At 72.1% G+C, this 19,288-nt stretch carries 14 protein-coding genes; 6 read left to right on the forward strand and 8 right to left on the reverse strand.

The genetic code is table 11. The annotated features are described in order from the left end of the window. Positions 1 to 21 precede the first annotated feature (21 nt). The gene (locus ACLQ26_RS32310; protein WP_425748150.1) at positions 22 to 1,776 is read left to right on the forward strand and encodes a substrate-binding domain-containing protein; all 1,755 of its coding nucleotides are present in this window, start codon (positions 22 to 24) and stop codon (positions 1,774 to 1,776) included. Positions 1,777 to 1,989: 213 nt separating this feature from the next. After that, positions 1,990 to 3,474 (forward strand): sugar transferase, encoded by a 1,485-nt coding sequence (locus ACLQ26_RS32315; protein WP_393299520.1) that lies wholly within the window; start codon positions 1,990 to 1,992, stop codon positions 3,472 to 3,474. A gap of 10 nt (positions 3,475 to 3,484) precedes the next feature. On the opposite strand, the gene ACLQ26_RS32320 is transcribed toward ACLQ26_RS32315, so the two are convergent. After that, positions 3,485 to 4,615, reverse strand: a complete 1,131-nt coding sequence (locus tag ACLQ26_RS32320) for a PP2C family protein-serine/threonine phosphatase (protein WP_425748151.1) — start codon at positions 4,613 to 4,615, stop codon at positions 3,485 to 3,487. 57 nt (positions 4,616 to 4,672) lie between these two features. Between ACLQ26_RS32320 and ACLQ26_RS32325 the strand changes: the two genes are divergently transcribed. Further along, positions 4,673 to 5,362, forward strand: coding sequence for a MarR family winged helix-turn-helix transcriptional regulator (locus ACLQ26_RS32325; protein WP_425748152.1), 690 nt, complete (start codon positions 4,673 to 4,675; stop codon positions 5,360 to 5,362). Between the two features lie 30 nt (positions 5,363 to 5,392). Here the strand turns inward: ACLQ26_RS32325 and ACLQ26_RS32330 are convergent, their stop codons facing one another. Together ACLQ26_RS32330 and ACLQ26_RS32335 are read right to left on the reverse strand one after the other, a co-directional pair. Continuing rightward, complete coding sequence (locus tag ACLQ26_RS32330; RefSeq protein WP_425748153.1) at positions 5,393 to 7,066, reverse strand: SpoIIE family protein phosphatase; 1,674 nt, start codon at positions 7,064 to 7,066, stop codon at positions 5,393 to 5,395. A 118-nt stretch (positions 7,067 to 7,184) separates the two neighbouring features. After that, complete coding sequence (locus tag ACLQ26_RS32335; protein ID WP_425748154.1) at positions 7,185 to 8,423, reverse strand: ROK family protein; 1,239 nt, start codon at positions 8,421 to 8,423, stop codon at positions 7,185 to 7,187. Positions 8,424 to 8,500: 77 nt separating this feature from the next. Here ACLQ26_RS32335 and xylA point away from each other — a divergent pair, with 77 nt between their 5' ends. The 3 genes from xylA (at position 8,501) to ACLQ26_RS32350 (ending at position 12,625) form a co-directional block, all read left to right on the forward strand. Continuing rightward, positions 8,501 to 9,688 (forward strand): xylose isomerase, encoded by a 1,188-nt coding sequence (gene xylA, locus ACLQ26_RS32340; RefSeq protein WP_425748155.1) that lies wholly within the window; start codon positions 8,501 to 8,503, stop codon positions 9,686 to 9,688. A 9-nt stretch (positions 9,689 to 9,697) separates the two neighbouring features. Continuing rightward, on the forward strand, positions 9,698 to 11,122 hold the full coding sequence (xylB, locus tag ACLQ26_RS32345) for a xylulokinase (RefSeq protein ID WP_425748156.1): 1,425 nt from the start codon (positions 9,698 to 9,700) through the stop codon (positions 11,120 to 11,122). Positions 11,123 to 11,206: 84 nt separating this feature from the next. Further along, entirely contained in the window at positions 11,207 to 12,625 is a 1,419-nt protein-coding gene (locus tag ACLQ26_RS32350) for an MFS transporter (protein WP_425748158.1), read from the forward strand. A 165-nt stretch (positions 12,626 to 12,790) separates the two neighbouring features. Here ACLQ26_RS32350 and ACLQ26_RS32355 read toward each other — a convergent pair whose 3' ends face one another. From ACLQ26_RS32355 to ACLQ26_RS32375, 5 genes are all read right to left on the reverse strand, one after another. Further along, positions 12,791 to 14,464, reverse strand: coding sequence for a glycoside hydrolase family 13 protein (locus ACLQ26_RS32355; protein WP_425748181.1), 1,674 nt, complete (start codon positions 14,462 to 14,464; stop codon positions 12,791 to 12,793). A 95-nt stretch (positions 14,465 to 14,559) separates the two neighbouring features. Further along, entirely contained in the window at positions 14,560 to 15,606 is a 1,047-nt protein-coding gene (locus ACLQ26_RS32360) for a LacI family DNA-binding transcriptional regulator (RefSeq protein ID WP_425748159.1), read from the reverse strand. A 68-nt stretch (positions 15,607 to 15,674) separates the two neighbouring features. Then, entirely contained in the window at positions 15,675 to 16,643 is a 969-nt protein-coding gene (locus tag ACLQ26_RS32365; RefSeq protein WP_425748160.1) for a carbohydrate ABC transporter permease, read from the reverse strand. Position 16,644: 1 nt separating this feature from the next. Beyond that, positions 16,645 to 17,691: a carbohydrate ABC transporter permease gene (locus ACLQ26_RS32370; RefSeq protein WP_425748161.1), complete on the reverse strand. Its 1,047-nt coding sequence runs from the start codon at positions 17,689 to 17,691 to the stop codon at positions 16,645 to 16,647. Positions 17,692 to 17,761: 70 nt separating this feature from the next. Further along, positions 17,762 to 19,108, reverse strand: coding sequence for an ABC transporter substrate-binding protein (locus tag ACLQ26_RS32375; protein WP_425748162.1), 1,347 nt, complete (start codon positions 19,106 to 19,108; stop codon positions 17,762 to 17,764). Between the last annotated feature and the right edge of the window lie 180 nt (positions 19,109 to 19,288).

Here is a 19,288-nt window from a genome sequence, read left to right on the forward strand (position 1 = left end):
CTAATACGCAAGATGGTCAGCGTGTCAGCAGGCCGCCATCGCATGCGTTCGAAACTCCACCTAGCAGCCGCCGCCGCGACGGCGACGGTTCTCGTCGTCACCACCGGCGTCTGGTTCGGCTATAAGGAGCTGATCCAGCCCAGCTGTTCAGGGGAGATTCGCCTCGCCGTGGCGGTCGCCTCCGAGCTGGCGCCCGCGGTCGACGCCGCTGCCTCCCAGTGGGTCAAGGACGGCGCCGCGGTCGGTCCCACCTGCATCCGCGTGGACGTCTCGGCGTCCGACCCGGTCGACGTGGCGGCTGTGGTGGCCGCCAGGCACGGTGCCGTGTTGGCCGGCGTCGGGCAGGCCAGCGGCACGGCTGTCACCCCGGACGTCTGGGTTCCGGACTCCTCGACCTGGCTGCTGCGGCTGAAGAAGGACGCGACGGCGTTCGCGCCGACCAACGGTGCCTCCATTGCCCGCAGCCCGGTCGTCGTGGCGATGCCGGAGCCGGTGGCCACGCGGCTGGGCTGGCCCAACGCCAAGTTCACCTGGACCGATCTGCTCAAGCAGGTCAACAGCAGCAAGTCCCTGCGTACCGGCATCGTCGAGCCGACCCGCGACGCGGCCGGCCTGTCCGGCCTGCTCTCGCTCGTGGCTGCCGCCAGCGGGGCCGGTGGGGACACCCAGCGCAGCACGGTCGGCGCACTGCGGGCGCTGGCCACGGGTCGCTCCTCGCTCCGCAACGACCTGCTGGCCCGCTTCCCGACCGCGGCGGACCCCACGTCCATCGCGAGCGCGCTCGGTGCGGCGGCGCTGTCCGAGGAAGACGTGATCGCCTACAACAGCAAGAAGCCCCCGGTGCCGCTCGCGGCGCTGTACATGGAGCCGGCCCCGATGCCGCTGGACTACCCGTACGCGGTGCTGCCCGGCATCGAGCCGACCAAGGCGGCGGCGGCTAAGGTGCTGTTCGAGCTGCTCACCGCCCCGAAGTTCCGCGACCGGCTGGCGGCACAGTCGCTGCGCGGTCCGGACGGCAACTGGGGTGCCGGCTTCAACGCGCCGCAGGGCGCTCCGAGCCCGGCCGGTGGCGCGTCGACAGCCCCGGCGGCCGGCGGCACCGCGGCGGGCGGCCTGGACCCGGCCGCGATACAGCGTGTCGTCTCGAGTTGGTCGATCGCGACCCAGTCCGGTCGGATGCTCGCCGTCATCGACGTCTCCGGCTCGATGAAGAACGGGGTGCCCAGCGCCAACAACCGCAGCCGGGAAGAGGTCACCGTGGACGCGGCCAGCCGCGGCCTCAGCCTCTTCGACGACTCCTGGTCCATCGGCCTGTGGACCTTCTCCACCAAGCTGGTCGGCAACCGGGACTACCGGCAACTGGTCCCGATCGGGCCGCTCTCCGGCCAACGGGCGCAGTTGGAGGGGGCACTCGCCACCATCAAGCCGTCCAGCGGTGACACCGGCCTCTACGACACCCTGCTGGCCGCCTACCAGGCCGTACAGGAGGACTGGCAGCCCGGCCGGGTCAACTCGATCGTGCTGTTCACCGACGGCAAGAACGAGGACGACAACGGCCTCAACCAGCAGCAACTGCTCGCCAAGCTCAAGCAGATCGCCGACCCGGAGCGGCCTGTGCAGGTCATCATGATCGGTATCGGCGAGGGTGTCAGCAAGACCGAGCTGGAGTCGATCACCAAGGTGACCGGCGGCGACGTCTTCGTCACCAAGGACCCGAGCGAGATCGGCAGCATCTTCCTCACCGCCATCGCGCGCCGCCCCCCGGCGCCGCGCTGACCGGCCGCGAAACGGGAGAAACCCGCCGTACCGCGTCAGCGGTACGGCGGGTTCCTTTTATGGCCGCCGGGTTGAAGAAAAGTGACGGCAATACGTCGGAAGCAATCGGCAGTCATAGTTATCAAGGCAGGATATCGACGTGTTCCGGCATCGTCCGTCCGCCTCCGGCCCGACTCGTCGGCCGGGGCCGTCCTGAGCAGAGTGGGAGGGCCGGTGACCGCGGCGACACTGTTGACCCCCGCCAGCACCTCGGCCACGCCGGAAGGCCCGCCCAGCGGGCTGGTGGCGCGCGCCGACGAACGTTCCTACGTCCGGGTCCTGGTCGTGCTGGACACCACCATCCTCATCATCGCCCTGTTCATCGGGTACGTCGGCCGGTTCGGTGACGATGAGCCGGTCGGCTCCGAGATCCCGTACGTGCTGGTGGCCCCGGGGCTGGTCCTCGCCTGGCTGATCTCCCTCAAGGCGCTCGGCTGCTACGACGACCGGGTCGTCGGTTACGGGGCGGACGAGTACCGACGGGTCAGCTCGGCGAGCCTGCGGCTGGCCGGCGCGATCGCCATCGCCGGCTACATCGCCGACGTCGGCGTCTCCCGTGGTTTCCTCGGCATCTCGTTCGCGGTGGGCACGGTCGGGCTGGAGGTGACCCGGTTCGTCGTGCGCAAACGCCTGCACCGGGCCCGCTCCAAGGGTGCCGGCTGGTCCCGCAAGGTGCTCGTGGTCGGCGACACGGCCCACGTCCTGGAGTTGGTGCACACCCTGCGCCGGGAGCCGTACGCCGGCTATCAGGTGGTCGGCGCGTGCATCCCCGACGCGCTGCTCGCGCCGGTGGCTCAGCGGCTCGGTGACGTGCCGGTGGTGGGATCGTTCCGGGGCATCCCGGAGGCGGCCACCGCGATCGGCGCGGACACCGTCGCGGTGACCGCCTCCGGTGAGCTGACGGCGACCCGACTGCGTCGGCTCGGTTGGCAGCTGGAGGGGACCGGCGTCGACCTCGTCGTGGCACCCGCGCTCACCGATGTGGCCGGCCCGCGGATCCACACCCGTCCGGTCGCCGGGCTGCCCCTGATCCACGTCGAGGCGCCCGAGTTCCGGGGTGCGCGCAAGCTGGTCAAGGGTTTCGTCGACCGGTCGGCGTCGTCGCTGGCGTTGGCGCTGCTGCTGCCGCTGATCGCGGTCATCGCGCTGGCCATCAAACTGGACAGCCGGGGGCCGGTGCTGTTCCGGCAGGTCCGGGTGGGTCGGGGCGGTCAGGAGTTCGGCGTCTTCAAGTTCCGGACGATGGTGGTCAACGCCGATGCGCTGCTCGCCGAGCTGGCGGCCCGCAACGAGACCGACGGCCTGATGTTCAAGATGCGCGACGACCCCCGGGTGACCCGCGTCGGTCGACTGCTGCGCAAGTGGTCGCTGGACGAGCTGCCGCAGCTGGTAAACGTGCTGCTCGGCCAGATGAGCCTGGTCGGGCCGCGCCCGCCGCTGCCCTCGGAGGTGGCCCGCTACGACGGCGACGTGGCCCGCCGGCTGCTGGTGAAGCCCGGCATGACCGGGTTGTGGCAGGTCAGTGGCCGGTCCGACCTGAGCTGGGAGGACGGCATCCGACTGGATCTCTACTACGTGGAGAACTGGTCGCTCGCCGCCGATCTCACCATCCTCTGGAAGACCGCCGGCGCCGTGCTGAACAGCCGCGGAGCGTACTGACCGCCGCCGTTCACGCCTGCGGGCCGGTCCAGTCCAGGCAGACCACCACGGCATCGTCGACGAGGTCGCCGGCCACGAAGGCGCGCAGGTCACCGATCAGCGAGCGGACGGCGTCCAGCGGCTCCATCGGGCCCGTCCGCCGCAGGAACCGGTCCAGTGCCGTCTCGCCGTAGCGCACGTTCCGCCCGGTGGCCTCCACCACGCCGTCGCTGACCACGAAGAGCCGGTCGCCGCGTTCCAGCGTGAACGTCTGCTCGTGGTAGTCGGTCGCCTCGAACATGCCGAGCGGGAACTGCGCCTCCAGCGGTTGCTCGGTGACCTCCCCGTCGCGCAGCAGGACGAGCCGTGGCGAGCCGGCGTCCACCACTGTCATCCTCCCGGAGCGCAGGTCCAGCTCCATCAACAGCACGGAGAGGTGCCGCTTGCCCCGGTACTCGTCGTAGATGGCCTGGTCGGCGAGAGCGGCCTGATCGCCCAGACCGAGGCCGGCCCGGCGGGCGTTGCGCAGCGCGTGGGTGGCCAGCGACGTGAGCAGGGACGCCGCGACACCCTCGCCGGTCCCGTTGACGGTCGACAGCCAGAGCTTCTCTCCGTCGTCGGACCAGTCGAAGCTGTCCCCCCGCACGGCGTACGCCGGTTCCAGCTGGCCGGCCAGGCTGAACGAGGGCCGGATCCGGCTCCGGCCGGGGAGCAGGTCCCACTGCATCTCGGCGGCCAGCGTGAGCCGCTGGCTGCGTCGCGCGACGCTGTAGACGTCGGTGCCGGGGGACACTGCGGCCAGCTCGTGCGCGAGCGCGGTGGCGATGTCGGCCAGCTCGCCGAGCACGGCCGGGTCGTCGGCCACCGGCGCCAGGCGCAGGACGCCCCGGCGTTCGCCGCGCATGCTCACCGGCAACCAGGCGGTGCCGTCGGCCAACAGGGGCGACTGGTGGTCGAAGGCCCGCCAGGCCGGGTGCCCGGCCCCCCGGAGGGAGTCACCGTCGGTGAGTGGCAGCAGCTCCGAGAGGCGGTAGTCGACCTGGTACAGCTCGGTCTCGGTGATCCCGTACGCCTCGGCGAGGATTTCCCCGATACCACCCACGAGGCGGTCGGCGGGTGTCTCATTCAGGCCACGCCGTGCCCGATTGACCGGTTCGCTCATCAGGCCTCCTTGATCAAAGCTCGACTACCAGTGGCTTCGGAGTATTCTCGGGCAACCATGGCCGAGAAACACGGTCCGCCGGACCCTGCGACGAGTATGGCCGCCGCGTTGGACGCGGCGGCGGGTGCCCTGCTGGGCGTCTGGGATTCCGCCCGCGAGGCGACCGCCAGCCGGGTCTCCGGAGCCCAACTACGGGCTGTGATGGTGGTCGAGCAACACGACGGGATCAACCTACGCCGGCTCGCCACCCGCCTGGACATGTTGCTCAGTTCCGCCAGCCGGCTCTGCGACCGGTTGGTCGCGGCCGGCATGCTGGAACGCGAGCCGGGGCGCTTCGACAGGCGCGAGATCTCCCTGCACCTCACCCCGGAGGCCCGTCGACTCCTCGCCGAGCTGCGGGCCGACCGTCAGGAGCGGATCGCCGCCGTGCTGGCGACGATGACCCCGGCGGGCCGTGCCGCGCTTGTGGACGGGATGCGGGAGTTCGACGAGGCCGCACGACGGCAGCGGACGCTGAGCGGCCCGGTGCCGGACGATGGGGACCGGCCCCCTGGCCCGGGAGACCTGCCGGACGACGGGGACCCGCGGGATCCGGACCGGCCCACCGGGCCGGCGCGGGACTCCTCGGAGCACCCGGAGCGGTCGACCCGACCGGTGTGGCACAGCGGGCCGACCGGCCCCGAGCGGGCGCTGGGCACGCCGCGCGACTGGCCCACCGGCGAACCGCCGGTGGCCCGGACCGCCTGACTCAGGCCCCCGTCGACCGGCCCACCCGACTCAGGTCGGCGTCGACGCGCACACCGCCAGCATGGCGACGTCGTCGTGAGCCTGCCCGCCCACCCACTCGTCCACCACCCGGAGCAGCCTGTCGACCAGGGCGGCCGGAGGCAGCCCGGCCGCCGCGGCGAGCGCAGCGCGCAGCCGGTGCTCGCCGAACTTCTCGACGTGGACCGGGCCGCCGGTCGCCTCGGTCACCCCGTCGGTGTACGCGAGGAGCAGGTCGCCCGGGTCGAGGTGCACCCGGGCCTCGGCGAACCGGGCGTCGGCAAGTGCGCCGACAGGCATCCCGCCGACCGGAACCGGGACTACCGAACCGGCGGTGGTGACCAGCAGCGGCGCGGGGTGACCGCCGCCCGCGATCCGGATGTCCACCCCGGCCGGCCCGCGCTCCAGTGAACCGAGCAGCAGGGTGGTGAGCTGGCTGCGCCGTGCCGCGTCCGGCGCGTCGAACAGCGTGCGGTTGAGCAGGTGGATCAGCTCCAACGGTCGCTGCTCGACCAGTCGTAGGGTCTGCAGTGACTGGCGGACCCGGCCGGTCAGCACGGCCGCCCCGACGCCCTTGCCGGACACGTCACCCACCGCGAAGAGCGCGCCCCGCGAGTGCGGAAAGACCTCGTAGAAGTCACCGCCGATGCGCAACGTGTCCCCGGCGGCCCGGTAACCACCAGCCATGCCCACGCCGGGCACCGTCGGCAGCTCCGGCGGGAGCAGGCTGGTCTGCAACACCCGGGCCAGGTGGGCCTGCTCGCCGTACAGCTCGGCGGCGGCCAGCGCCGCGCCGGCCCGCGCGGCGAACTCGCGGGCCAGCTCGACGTCGCGTGGGTCGAAGCCGGCGCGGCCGGCACGGCGGACCAACACCAGCGCGCCGGCCGACCCTCCGGGACCGGGCATCGGGCTGACCAGCACCGCGCCCGGCCGGCCGAACCCCTGTGGAAGCACGGCGGTCAGGTCCGCGACCTCGGCGTCCGGCCAGCGGCTCGGCTCGGTGGGTACGCCGTCGAGCGCCTCGGTGAGGCCGGGGACGGCGGCGGTCAGTTCCGGGCCGGCCAGCCCGGTGACCGGGGCCGACTCGCCGTCGGCGTACCGCGTCCAGCGCGGGTGCGGCTCGGCCGGCGCGGGCGGCCGGAGCAGCGCCACGGCGGCGTCGGCCAGGTACGGCACGGCGAGGGTGGCAGTGGTGCGCAGTGTCTGGTCCCGGTGCAGGGACAGCCCGAGCCGGCTGCCGGCCTGGGCGAGGAACGCGGTGCGGGAGCGCTCGGCCAGCAGGGCGTCGGTGCGGGCGTGCTCCTCGGTGACGTCGCGGACGTACCAGGCGTACCGGCTGCCGGCGAGCTGCCGTCGACCGCCCCGCAGGTGCCGGCCGTGGTGTTCGGCGTCGAAGCTCTCGGTGCCGTCGGAGACGGCTCGGGCCAGTGCGGGCACCGGGCACCGGGACAGCTCGACGCCCGCGACGATCTCCGGGAGCAGGTCTCCCGCCCGGGCGTTGACGAGGGTGACGCGGCCGGTCTCGTCGGTCGTCAGCACCGCCTCGGCGAGCCCGTCGAGCAGTTCGCGGGCCAGCGGCGAGTCGGCCGGCAGCGCACCACCGGCGCTCTGGCGGGTCGGTCGGCGCGGGGCCTGCCCGTCGCCGTCGACCGGACCGGCGCGGCCGCCCCGTCGGGTCGTGGTCACCGTCCGACGCCGGCCCGCGTCTGACGACCTGTACGCATGCTGCTCCTGCACTCCTCGCCTGCTGGTAGTTGCCCGACGGCAAGCGTACCGAGCCGCACCGGGGCAAGCCCAGAGCGCGTCAGCCGGAGCGGCCCAGCCAGCCGGCGGGCCGGGCGACGATCCGCCGGACCACCGATTCGGCAGCGCCGACGGCGGCCGCCTCCGGACCGAGGGTCGAGGGCCGGACCGTGACCGGTGACCACGCGGCGGTGAGCACCCGGGCCGCGATCTCGGCGAGCACCGGCGGGCACAGCCAGGGTGCCAGCGGGGCGTACCCACCGCCGAGCACCACGGTGTCCAGGTCCAGCAGGTTGACCACGCTGGCGACGGCCACCCCGAGGGCCGTGCCGGCGTCGTGCAGTGCCCGCAGCGCGTCCGGGTCGCCCGCCTCGGCCAACTCGGCCAGCCGCGCCGTCGCGGTGTCCGCGGGAAGCTCCGCCCGCAGCAGTCCGGCGGCGGCAACTATCGCCTCCTGGCCGGCGTACTGCTCCAGGCAGCCACGACCGCCGCACCGGCAGGGCCGCCCCTGCGGGTGGACCGGGAGGTGCCCGATCTCGCCGCTCCAGCCGCGCACCCCGCGGAACAGGGCACCGTCCAGGACGATCCCCGCGCCGATGCCGACCTCGCCGGAGATGTGCAGGAAGCTGGCCGGGCCGGGCGGCCGGGAGTGCAGCTCGCCGAGTGCCGCGAAGTTGGCCTCGTTGTCCACCACCAGGGCCGGTACGCCCGGCACCTGGTCGGTCAGGGCCGGGTGCCCGCTGAGCAGTTGGGGGACCGGGACGTCGCGCCAGCCGAGGTTCGGCGCGAGCCGGACCAGCCCGGCGTCGTCCACCAGGCCGGGTACGGCGAGCGCCGCCCCGGCCAGGGTGAGGCCCTGCTGGGCCGCGTCGGCGCGGGCCTGCCCGGCCAGGTCGACGAGGCGGGCCAGTGCGTCGGCGGGGGCGACCGGGCGCAGGTCGGCTCGGTGCACGGTGCGGTGCCGGACCTGCCCGGCGAGGTCGACGACACACACCGTCAGGTAGTCGACGTTGACCTCCAGGCCGAGCCCCGCCGGGCCCTGGTCGGCCAGCACCAGCCCCCGGGCCGGTCGGCCGGCGCCCGCCCGGGGCGCCGGGTCGGCCTCGCTGACCAGCTGACCCGCGAGCAGGTCCTCGACCACCGCCGAGACGGTGGCCCGCGTGAGGCCGGTGGCGGTGGCCAGGTCGGCCCGGGACGGGGGACGGTCGGCGGCGGCGATCCGGCCGAGAACCAGGGCGAGGTTGAGCTCGCGGAGGCTCCCCTGACGGGCTGCGCCGGCAGGGGCGTGGGTGGGGCTCACCCCTTGACAGTGCCATAGGGCGGGCAAATAATTCAATCGCTGAACAAATAGCTGACACCACCACCCGGAGGTAGCTCATGGCACCCCGTCCCACCCCCGCCGACAAGTTCTCCTTCGGGCTCTGGACCGTGGGCTGGCAGGCCCGCGACCCGTTCGGCGACGCGACCCGTCCCGAGCTCGACGCCGTCGAGGCGGTGCACCGGCTCGCGGAGCTGGGCGCGTACGGCATCACCTTCCACGACGACGACCTGATCCCGTTCGGGGTCGACGCCGCCACCCGCGACCAGCACATCGCGCGGTTCCGCAAGGCGCTCGACGAGACCGGCCTGGTGGTGCCGATGGTCACCACCAACCTCTTCACCCACCCGATCTTCAAGGACGGCGGCTTCACCAGCAACGACCGCGACGTCCGTCGCTTCGCGCTGCGCAAGGTGCTGCGTCAGGTCGACCTGGCCGCCGAGCTGGGTGCCAGCACCTTCGTGATGTGGGGTGGCCGCGAGGGCTCCGAGTACGACCTCGCCAAGGACGTCCGCGCCGCCCTGGACCGCTACCGCGAGGCGGTGGACCTGCTGACCCAGTACTCCATCGACAAGGGCTACGGCCTGCGGTTCGCCCTGGAGCCCAAGCCCAACGAGCCGCGCGGCGACATCCTGCTCCCGACCATCGGGCACGCGCTCGGTTTCATCTCCCAGCTGGCCCACCCGGAGCTGGTCGGTCTCAACCCGGAGGTCGGTCACGAGCAGATGGCCGGGCTCAACTACGCCCACGGCATCGCCCAGGCGCTCTGGCAGGGCAAGCTGTTCCACCTGGACCTCAACGGCCAGCGCGGAATCAAGTACGACCAGGACCTGGTCTTCGGCCACGGTGACCTGATGAACGCGTTCGCCCTGGTGGACCTCCTGGAGAACGGCGGCCCGAACGGCGGCCCCGCCTACGACGGCCCCCGGCACTTCGACTACAAGCCCTCCCGCACCGAGGACATGGACGGCGTCTGGGCCTCCGCGGCGGCCAACATGAGCACCTACCTGCTGCTCAAGGAGCGGGCGGCGGCGTTCCGCGCCGACCCCGAGGTGGTCGAGGCGCTCGCCGCCAGCAAGGTCGGCGACCTGAACACGCCGACGCTCAACGAGGGCGAGGGCTACGAGGAGTTCCTGGCCGACCGGTCCGCGTTCGAGGACGTCGACGTGGACGCGGTGGCCGAGCGGGGCTTCGCCTTCGTCCGGCTCAACCAGCTCGCCGTCGAGCACCTGCTCGGCGCCCGCTGAGGCCCCGCCATGCCGTTGGTCGCAGGCGTTGACTCGTCCACCCAGTCCTGCAAGGTGGTCATCCGGGACGCGGAGACCGGCGACCTGCTCCGGCAGGGCCGGGCACCGCATCCGGACGGCACCGAGGTCGACCCGGAAGCCTGGTGGGAGGCGCTGCGCAGCGCCGCCGACGAGGCCGGCGGGCTGGCCGACGTCGCGGCGATCTCGGTCGCCGGCCAGCAGCACGGCATGGTCTGCCTCGACGAGGCGGGCCGGGTGGTCCGCCCGGCCCTGCTGTGGAACGACACCCGCTCCGCCGACGCCGCCGCCGACCTGATCGAGGAGGCCGGCGGCGGCGCGGCCGGACGACGGTTCTGGGCCGAGGCCACCGGCAGCGTGCCGGTGGCGAGCTTCACCATCACCAAGCTGCGTTGGCTGGCCCGGCACGAGCCGGAGCAGGCCGCCCGGGTGGCGGCCGTCTGCCTGCCGCACGACTGGCTGACCTGGCGGCTGGCCGGTGCGCCGGGGCTGGCGGCGCTGCGGACCGACCGGGGTGACGCCAGCGGCACCGGCTACTGGTCCCCGGCCACCGGCTCCTACCGGCCCGATCTGCTGGAACGGGCCTTCGGTCGGCAGCTCGTCGTGCCCGAGGTGTTGGGCCCGGCCGAGTCGGCCGGCACGCTCGCCGACGAGCTGGGTGGGAGCGGCGCGCTGCTCGGCGCGGGCACCGGTGACAACGCCGCCGCCGCGTTCGGCGTCGGAGCCGGCCCCGGTGACGTGGTCGTCTCGATCGGCACCTCCGGCACGGTGTTCAGCGTTGCCGACGTGCCGGCCGCCGACGAGAGCGGCGCGGTGGCCGGCTTCGCCGACGCGTCGGGCCGCTTCCTGCCGCTGGTCTGCACGCTCAACGCCGCCCGGGTGCTGGACGCCGCCGCCACGATGCTCGGCGTCGGGCTGGACGAGCTGGCCGACCTGGCGCTCTCCGCGCCGGCCGGCGCGGACGGGCTGGTCATGGTGCCCTACCTGGAGGGTGAGCGGACGCCCAACCGTCCGCTGGCCACCGGCGCGGTGCACGGGCTGACCCTGCGCACGTCGACCCCCGCGCACCTGGCCCGGGCCGCAGTGGAGGGCATGCTCTGCGCGCTCGCCGACGGCCTGGACGCGCTTACCGCGCAGGGTGCCACCGTCCGCCGGGTCATCCTCGTCGGCGGCGGGGCACGGTCGGCCGCTGTCCGCCGGATCGCACCGCAGGTCTTCGGCTGCCCGGTGGTCGTCCCGCCCGCCGGGGAGTACGTCGCCGACGGCGCCGCCCGCCAGGCCGCCTGGGTCGCCCTCGGCGGTGTGACACCGCCGCAGTGGGAGGTCAAGGGCACTGAGGAGTACGCGGCGGAGCCCGTCCCCGCAGTCCGTGAGCAGTACGCCGCGGCCCGCGGGTTGGTCCTCGACCGCCGCTGACACCTCGGAGTCGACGCGGGTGGGAGCCGACCGGCACCCACCCGCGTGGCGACCCCGTCGTCGGGGTCTGGTTGGCTGCCGGTCATGACGGTGACCAGGGGCTGGCACGGCCGGGGCGGCGGCCGAGCGCACCGGCTGTACAGCATCGTGGTGTTCGTGCTGCTCGCCTCGCTCGACAACGTGGCGATCGGGCTGGTCCCACCGCTGTACGGGCCGATCTCCGACGCGTTCGACGTGTCGGGCGGGCTGCTTGGCCTCGTCACCGCGGTCAGCTTCCTGGTCAGCGCGGTGGCCGCGGTCGGCTGGGCGTACGTCGGCGACCGCACCAACCGCAAACCGCTGCTGATGGTGGGCACTCTGCTCTGGGCGGCGGGCACCGGCGGCAGCGCCCTCGCCGGCGGGTACGCCACGTTCCTCGCCGCCCAGCTCGTCGCGGCGGTCGGTCTCGGCGCGGTCGGCTCGGTGGGCTTCTCGGTGGTCACCGACCTGATCTCACCGACCCGGCGCGGGCTGGTGATGAGCTTCTGGGGGCTCTCGCAGGGCGTCGGCACGCTGGCCGGGACGCTGGTCGGCGGGCTGCTCGGGGCGACCGACTGGCGGCGACCGTTCTGGGTGCTGACCGGCGTGGGCCTGGTCGCCACAGTCGCGTATCTGTTCACCTATGACATCCGGCGCGGCCAGAGCGAACCGGAGCTGGCCGGCGCGTTGGACACCGGCGCCGAGTACGACTACCGGATCAGCCGCGCCGATCTGCCGCGCATCCTGGCCCGGCGGACCAACAGGTGGTTGATCCTGCAGGGCCTGACCGCGCAGGCTGCCTTCGGCTCACTGGTCTGGCTGCCGAGGCTCTTCGCCGAGCGGGCCGAGGCACAGGGCTACTCCGAGTCGACGGCGGTGGTGGTGGGCAGCGTCTTCGCCACGCTGTTCCAGCTCGGCGGCGTGCTCTCCATCGTCGGCGGGCTGGTCGGCGACGCGGTGCAACGGCGTACCCCTCGGGGCCGGGCGTTGGTCGCGGCCGTCGGAATCCTCGCGGCCGTGCCGTTCTACCTCGTGCTGTTCTTCGTGCCGGTGACCATCGACGTGCCCGACGGCGCCGGCGGCGGCGCGGTGATCGGCGCGGTGCTGTCCAGTGTGTTCACCGAGCCGTCGGTCGGTCTGAGCCTGCTCACCGCAGTGGTGGCGCTGGCGCTCACCTCGGCCAACTCGCCGAACTGGTTCGCGCTGATCGCCGACGTGAATCCGCCCGAGCACCGGGGCACCGTCTACAGCCTCGGCAACCTGGTCAACGGCGTCGGCCGGGCCGCCGGCAACGGGGTGGTCGGCGTCGCCTTCCAGGGGCTGCGCGCGGCGTTCCCGCCACCGCTGAACTTCGCCGTCGGGCTGGCCGCGTTCCAGCTCTTCTTCATCCCCACAGGCGTCATGTACTGGCTCGCCTCGCGGACCTCGCCGGCGGACATCGACAACGTGCACGACCTGCTGCACACCCGCGCCGACCGCCTCTGACGCCGTCCGCCGCCGTGGGGCGACGCGGGTGCGGCGGCGCGGGCGCGCGCCGGGTCCCGGCGGCGTGATTCGTCTGCGACATCAGCTCCAAAGGGAGTCGGCACCACCCCGCCGACCGCCCCGCGAGCATGGTCGCGGGGCCGTCGGCGGGGTGCTCGGGTTGGATCAGTCGCGCAGCCAGACGGTCACGTCGGTGGGGACGGCGTCGTGGTCGTCCAGCGGGCCGCTGGACGCGAGCACCTCGGCACCGGCCGGTACCGGCACCGGGGCGTCGCCGAAGTTGGTGAGCACGGTCAGCTCACCGTTGCGGAAGGTGAGCGTCTCGTCGCCCGAGGGCAGCCACTCCAGCGTGCCCCGGCCCAGGCCGTGGGCGCGGCGCAGCCGCAGCGCCGTGCGGTACAGCTCGTACGTCGAACCGGGCACGTCGCGCTGCCGGTCCAGCGCGTACTCCGCCCAGGACGGGGGTTGCGGCAGCCAGCTGGCGTCGGTGGGCCCGAAGCCGTACGACGGGGCGTCGGCCTCCCACGGGATCGGCACCCGGCAGCCGTCGCGGCCCCGCTGGGTGTGCCCGCTGCGCGCCCAGGTCGGGTCCTGCCGGGCCTCGTCGGGCATCGTGGTGTGCTCGGGCAGGCCCAGCTCCTCGCCCTGGTAGAGGTAGGCGGAGCCGGGCAGGGCGAGCATCAGCAGGGTGGCCGCCCGGGCCCTGCGCAGACCGAGCGCGGCGTCCGGCTGCGGGTCGCCGATGCCGATGCCGTTGGGTCGGCCGCCGCCTACCGCCAGGCCGAGCCGAGAGGCGTGCCGCACCACGTCGTGGTTGGACAGCACCCAGGTCGTCGGCGCGCCCACCGAGTCGGTCGCCTCCAGGGAGCGGGTGATCACCGCGTACTGGGCCGGCGCGGTCCACGCGGCGAGCAGGTACTCGAAGTTGAACGCCTGGTGCATCTCGTCCGGGCGGACGTAGCGGGCCAACCGCTCGGCCGGCTCCACCCACGCCTCGGCGACCAGCACCCGCTCACCGGGGTAGCTGTCCAGGACTCGCCGCCACTGCCGGTAGATCTCGTGCACGCCGTCCTGGTCCCACATCGGCGGGCGCGGCTTGTCGATCTCATTGCCGGAGAGGATCTCCTGGGGCTCCTGCCAGTCGGCCAGGTCGGCCTGCTTGACGAGGCCGTGGGCCACGTCGACGCGGAAGCCGTCCACCCCGCGGTCCAGCCAGAACCGAAGGACGTCGAGGAACTCCTCGTGCACCTCCGGGTTGTCCCAGTTGAGGTCGGGCTGGCCGGTGTCGAACAGGTGCAGGTACCACTGGCCGGGTCGGCCGTCCGGGTCGACCGTCCGCGTCCAGGCCGGGCCGCCGAAGACGCTCTGCCAGTCGTTCGGCGGCTGGTCGCCGGCCGGGCCGAGGCCGTCGCGGAAGATGTACCGGGACCGCTGGACGCTGCCCGGCGCGGCGGCCAGCGCGGCCTGGAACCAGCGGTGCGCCGACGAGGTGTGGTTCGGCACCAGGTCGACGATCACCCGCAGGCCCCGGGAGCGGGCCTCGGCGATCAGCTTGTCCGCGTCGGCGAGGGTGCCGAACAGCGGGTCCACGTCGCGGTAGTCGGCCACGTCGTAGCCCGCGTCGGCCTGCGGCGACGGATAGAACGGGGAGAGCCACACCGCGTCCACGCCCAGCTCGGCCAGGTGGTCGAGGCGGGCGGTGATGCCCGGCAGGTCCCCGATGCCGTCGCCGTCGGAGTCGGCGAACGAGCGCGGGTAGATCTGGTAGATGGCGGCCTCGGTCCACCAGCCGGTGATCGGGTGACCGGAGGAGGTCTGCTGGGTCGGATCGGTGTTCAGGGTCGTCTCCCATGTCGCGCGGTGGGTGGACTGCCGGCGGTGCTGCTGCCGGCCGCGTCGCCGCCAGCCGCCGGCCGGCGGCGGATGGTTGGGGTTCAGTCTGCCCGGGGCGGCGCGGTGGACTCTCGCACCACCAGCCGAGTGGGCAGGATCACCGGTGTGTCGCCGTCGGCGGTTCGTTGACCGACGATCGGGCTCAGGCTGCGGGCGCCGAGCGGGTCGAGCAGCATCCGGGCGGCCAGGCGGCCCTGTTCCGCGGCGGGCTGGGCGATGGTGCTGAGTCCGAGCACGCCTGCGAGGTCGTGGTCGTCGATGCCGACGACGCTGACGTCCTGCGGTACGCGCAGCCCGGCGTCGCGCAGGGCCGTCATCGCGCCCATCGCCATCTCGTCGCAGGCGGCGACGATCGCTGTCGGCGGAACACCGCGGGCCAGCAGTTCGGCGGTGGCCCGGTTGCCGCCGTCGATGGTGAACGACGACTCGACGTCCAGGCTCGGATCGGGTCGCAGACCGGCGGCCCGCAGCGCCGCCTGGTAGCCCCGGCGCCTGTCGAGGTGGGTGGTGAAGGCCAACTCGTCGTCGGGGTCGCCGGAGATGTGCGCGATCCGCCGGTGACCGAGGTCGAGCAGGTGGCGGGTGGCCGTCCGTGCGGCGGCCACGTCGTCGATGCGTACGCACGGCCAGTTGGGGACCCTGCTCCCCGAGCTGATGGTCACGCCGGGCAGGTCCAGGGAGGCCAGCGCGGTCAGGTCCGCAGGGCGCAGCGGCGTGGCCACGAGCATCATGGCGTCCACCCGCTTGTGCAGGTTGGCGGTGCGCAGCACCCGCTGGCGGATCTGCTCCCGACCGCCCAGGTTGTAGAGCAGCAGGTCGTAGCCGGAGTGGTGCAGGTAATCCTCGACCGCCTCGACGACGGTGCTGAAGAACCACCTGGTGATCCGGGGTACGACCACCGCGACCGTGCCGGTGCGGCCACCGGCGAGTCGGGACGCGCTCGGCGAGACCGCGTAGTCGAGCTGCTCGGCGGCCGCGAGCACTCTGTGTCGGGTGGCGGCCGAGACCGTCGGCAGCCCGCGCAGGGCCCGCGAGACGGTTGCCGTGGAGACCCCGGCCAGCCGGGCGACATCATCAATCTTCGTCACGGTTCCCCCGCTCGGTACCCGTCGCCCGCCGCCGCCTTCAGGGGCCAGGCGGCGGCGGGCAAAGCGGGTCAGCCCTTGACGCTGCCGGCGAGCAGACCTCGCACGAAGAAGCGCTGCAGGGACAGGAATACGACGAGCGGTACAACGATCGAGACGAACGCGCCTGCGGTCAGCCGTTGCCATTCGCTGCCCCGGGTGCCTGCCATCTCGGCCAGGCGAACCGTGAGCGGGGCCGTCTCGTTGCCGCCACCGGCGAAGATCAGCGCGACCAGCAGGTCGTTCCAGACCCAGAGGAACTGGAAGATGCCGAACGCGGCAAGCGCCGGGGTGATCAGCGGCAACACGATGGTGCGGAAGATCTTCGGGTGGGTGGCCCCGTCGACCCGGGCCGCCTCCATCAGGTCGCCGGGGAGCTGCGAGATGAAGTTGTGCAGCAGGAAGACGGCGAACGGAAGCGCGAAGCAGGTGTGCGCGAACCACACCTGGGCGAACTTCTGCTCGTCGACCAGGTCCCACGCCGGCATCAGCGTGACGCCGCCGAGGGAGACGCCTGTGGAGAAGAACCGCAGCAGTGGCACCAGGGCCATCTGCAGCGGGACGATCTGCAACGCGAAGATCGCGATGTAGAGCCAGTCCCGCCCGCGGAACTTGATCCACGCCAGCGCGTACGCGGCCAGGGACGCGAAGGCGAGCGGGAAGAGCACCGACGGAATGGTGATCGCCAGCGAGTTGATGAAGTAGCTGGCGAGCTGCCCGGATGAGGACGACCGCCCGAACAGCACCTGCTGGTAGTTCTCCAGCGTGAACTGTGGGTTGGTGAAGGCGGTCCACCAGCCGGTGGTCTTGATCTCGTCCTCCGGCCGGAGGGAGGAGACGAGCAGGCCGAACGTCGGGATGGTCCAGACCATCGCGATGACGATCGAGACGAGCGTGGCCGTACGGCTGTTGAGTCGCCGACGAACCCGCCCGGCGGTGGTGGACGCTGTGCCGTCGACCTGCTGGCTGCCGGCGGCGACGGTGGGCGTTGCGGTGGTCATCTCAGCCCTCCCGCTGTTGACGGAGGTTACGGATCTGGTAGATCACGACCGGGATGACCAGGATGAAGAGGAAGACCGCAAGCGCGGAACCCCGCCCGTTCTCGCTGTACCGGAACGCCTGGTTGTACATCTCGTTGGCGATCACGCTGGTGTCGTAGTTGCCGTTGGTGGTGGTCCGGACGATGTCGAAGACCTTGAGCGTGGCGATCGTGAGGGTCACCATCACGACGATCAGCGCCGGCCTGATGCTCGGCATGGTGATCTGCCAGAACATCTGCCATGGGCTGACCCCGTCAAGCCGGGCGGCTTCGACGATGTCGCCGGGGATCGCCTTGATCGCGGCGGAGAGCACCACCATGGCGAAGCCGGCCTGGATCCAGACCATGATGACGATCAGCAGCAGCGTGTTCAGTGGCGATTCGAGCAGCCACTGCTTGGGCTCACCGCCCAGGCTGACCACGATCTGGTTGAGCAGACCGATCTGGTCGCCCTCACCTCGGTAGGCGTAGACGAACTTCCAGATGATGCTGGCGCCGACGAAGGAGATGGCCATCGGCAGGAAGATCAGTGACTTGGCCACGGCCTCGAACCGGGCCTTGTCCACCAGTACGGCGTAGATCAGGCCGAATCCGGTCGCCACCAGTGGGACCAGGAGCACCCAGACCAGGGTGTTGATCAGGACCCGGACGATCGCGTCGTCCGAGAACATCCAGCCGAAGTTGTCCAACCCCACCCATTCGTCGCTGGTCCTGTTCATCAGGGAGAGCAGCACGGTGCGGATGGCCGGCACGACCAGGCCGATGGTGAGCAGCAACAGCGTGGGCAGCAGGAAGAAGATCGCGAAGATCCCCTCCCGCGGCTTGTACCGGCGGGGGAGAGGAGCTCCACTCGCCGAGGCGGCGACGAGCTGCGCCTCCCGTCGCCGGGCGAACCAGGCCGGCACGACGTCGAGCAGCAGGAGCAGACCGCCCACCACCACCACGAAGGCGATCAGCCCGTACATCAGCATGAGGAGCTTCGGCTGCTCCTCGGCGAAATCGAACTCCATCAACCCTCCCTTCCGGGTCCAGTTCGAACGGTGGCCCGGCCCGCGACAGCGAGCCGGGCCACCGTCGAGATCACTTGGGCCAGCTGCTCTCGATGCCCTGGAGCACCGGGGCGGTCTGCTTACCGTTCAGCCACTCGACCATGCCCTTCCAGAACGTCCCCGTGCCGACGGCGGCCGGCATCAGGTCGGATCCGTCGAAGCGGAAGACGCTGGTCTTGTCCTGGAGGATCTGGACGGAGAGCTTGTCGATCGGGCTGGCGACATTGGCGATGTCCAGCTTGTTGTTCGCCGTGACCCAGTTGCCGAGCTTCGCGCGGCTGTTGACGTACTCGGCGGAGGCCAGGTAGGTCTGCACCGCCTGCACCTCGGGACGGTCGGCGTACGCGACGACGAACTCGCCCGCGCCCAGCACCGGCTTGCCCTTGGCGGCGTCGATGGCCGGGAAGTAGAAGGCGAACGCGTCGCCGTCCTCGGCAACCTTGGTGCCCTCGGGGAACTGGTTGGCGTAGAACGACGCCTGGCGGTGCATCGCGCACTTGCCGGTGGTCACCGGCAGGCCCGCCTCCTGGAAGGCGGTGGTGGTGATGCTCTTGACGCCGCCGAAGCCGCCGTTCATGTACTTCTCGTTCTTGAGGATCGTGCCGGCGCGGTCCACCGCGTCGACGACCCGCGGGTCGTTGAACGGGATGGCGTGGGTGGTCCACTGGTCGTAGACCTCGGGGCCCGCCGTCCGCAGCAGCACGTCCTCGATCCAGTCGGTGGCCGGCCAGCCGGTGGCGTCACCGGACTCGACGCCCGCGCACCACGGCTTCATGCCGCTGGCGGCGATCTTGTCGCTCAGGGTGATGAGCTGCTCCCAGGTGGTCGGGACCTCCCAGCCCTTCTCCTTGAACGTCTTCGGCGAGTACCAGACGAAGGACTTGACGTTCGCGCCGAGCGGCACGCCGTAGAGCGTCCCGTTGACGGTGCCGTACTTCAGCCAGTCGGCAGGCATGTTCTGCTCGGCCATGGTCTTGGTGTCGGCGCCGAGCTGCTTCAGCTTGCCGGCGTCCGCGAACCGCTTCACGAGGCCCGGCTGGGGCACGAAGGCGATGTCGGGAGCGTTGCCGCCGTCGACCCGGACGGGGAGCTGGGCCTCGAACTCGCCGCTGCCCTCGTACGCGATCTTGATGCCGGTGCACTCGGTGAACTGCGACCACGACCGCTCGAGCAGGTCGGCCTCGGCGTCACGGATGGACGCGTAGATGGAGACCTTCTTGCCGTCGTTGCCCTGGTACTTCTCGTATGGGGCGCACTCCGCGGAGCCCGCCTTGTCGCTCTTCTTGTCGTCACCGGTACCGCAAGCGGTGGCGCTGAGCGCCAGCCCGAGCACACCGGCGATCACGAAGGCCTGGCGTGGTCTGGTAAAGACCGCCATGCCGTCCTCCTTCCTAGCCGGCGTGGTCTCGCTGACGACCCTCGCCGGTCCGATTGGGCGTGCACACATGTAAGCGCTTGCATCCGGTCTGGTCCACCCCCTGTCAGACACGAGCGAGTAACAATCCCGAAACCTTGTGTCCAGCGGCTGGGCGGGCTCCCGCGTGAAGATCGGGACTCT

Source organism: Micromonospora sp. DT43, from assembly GCF_049841645.1.
Classification (GTDB): domain Bacteria; phylum Actinomycetota; class Actinomycetes; order Mycobacteriales; family Micromonosporaceae; genus Micromonospora.

What these genes read in the sequence shown, in the direction of transcription:
- ACLQ26_RS32320 (WP_425748151.1), bottom strand. Translation starts at nt 4,615, where the DNA reads ATGAGCGAACCGGTCAATCGGGCACGGCGTGGCCTGAATGAGACACCC.
- ACLQ26_RS32325 (WP_425748152.1), top strand. Translation starts at nt 4,673, where the DNA reads ATGGCCGAGAAACACGGTCCGCCGGACCCTGCGACGAGTATGGCCGCC.
- xylA (WP_425748155.1), top strand. Translation starts at nt 8,501, where the DNA reads ATGGCACCCCGTCCCACCCCCGCCGACAAGTTCTCCTTCGGGCTCTGG.
- xylB (WP_425748156.1), top strand. Translation starts at nt 9,698, where the DNA reads ATGCCGTTGGTCGCAGGCGTTGACTCGTCCACCCAGTCCTGCAAGGTG.
- ACLQ26_RS32350 (WP_425748158.1), top strand. Translation starts at nt 11,207, where the DNA reads ATGACGGTGACCAGGGGCTGGCACGGCCGGGGCGGCGGCCGAGCGCAC.
- ACLQ26_RS32365 (WP_425748160.1), bottom strand. Translation starts at nt 16,643, where the DNA reads ATGACCACCGCAACGCCCACCGTCGCCGCCGGCAGCCAGCAGGTCGAC.
- ACLQ26_RS32370 (WP_425748161.1), bottom strand. Translation starts at nt 17,691, where the DNA reads ATGGAGTTCGATTTCGCCGAGGAGCAGCCGAAGCTCCTCATGCTGATG.
- ACLQ26_RS32375 (WP_425748162.1), bottom strand. Translation starts at nt 19,108, where the DNA reads ATGGCGGTCTTTACCAGACCACGCCAGGCCTTCGTGATCGCCGGTGTG.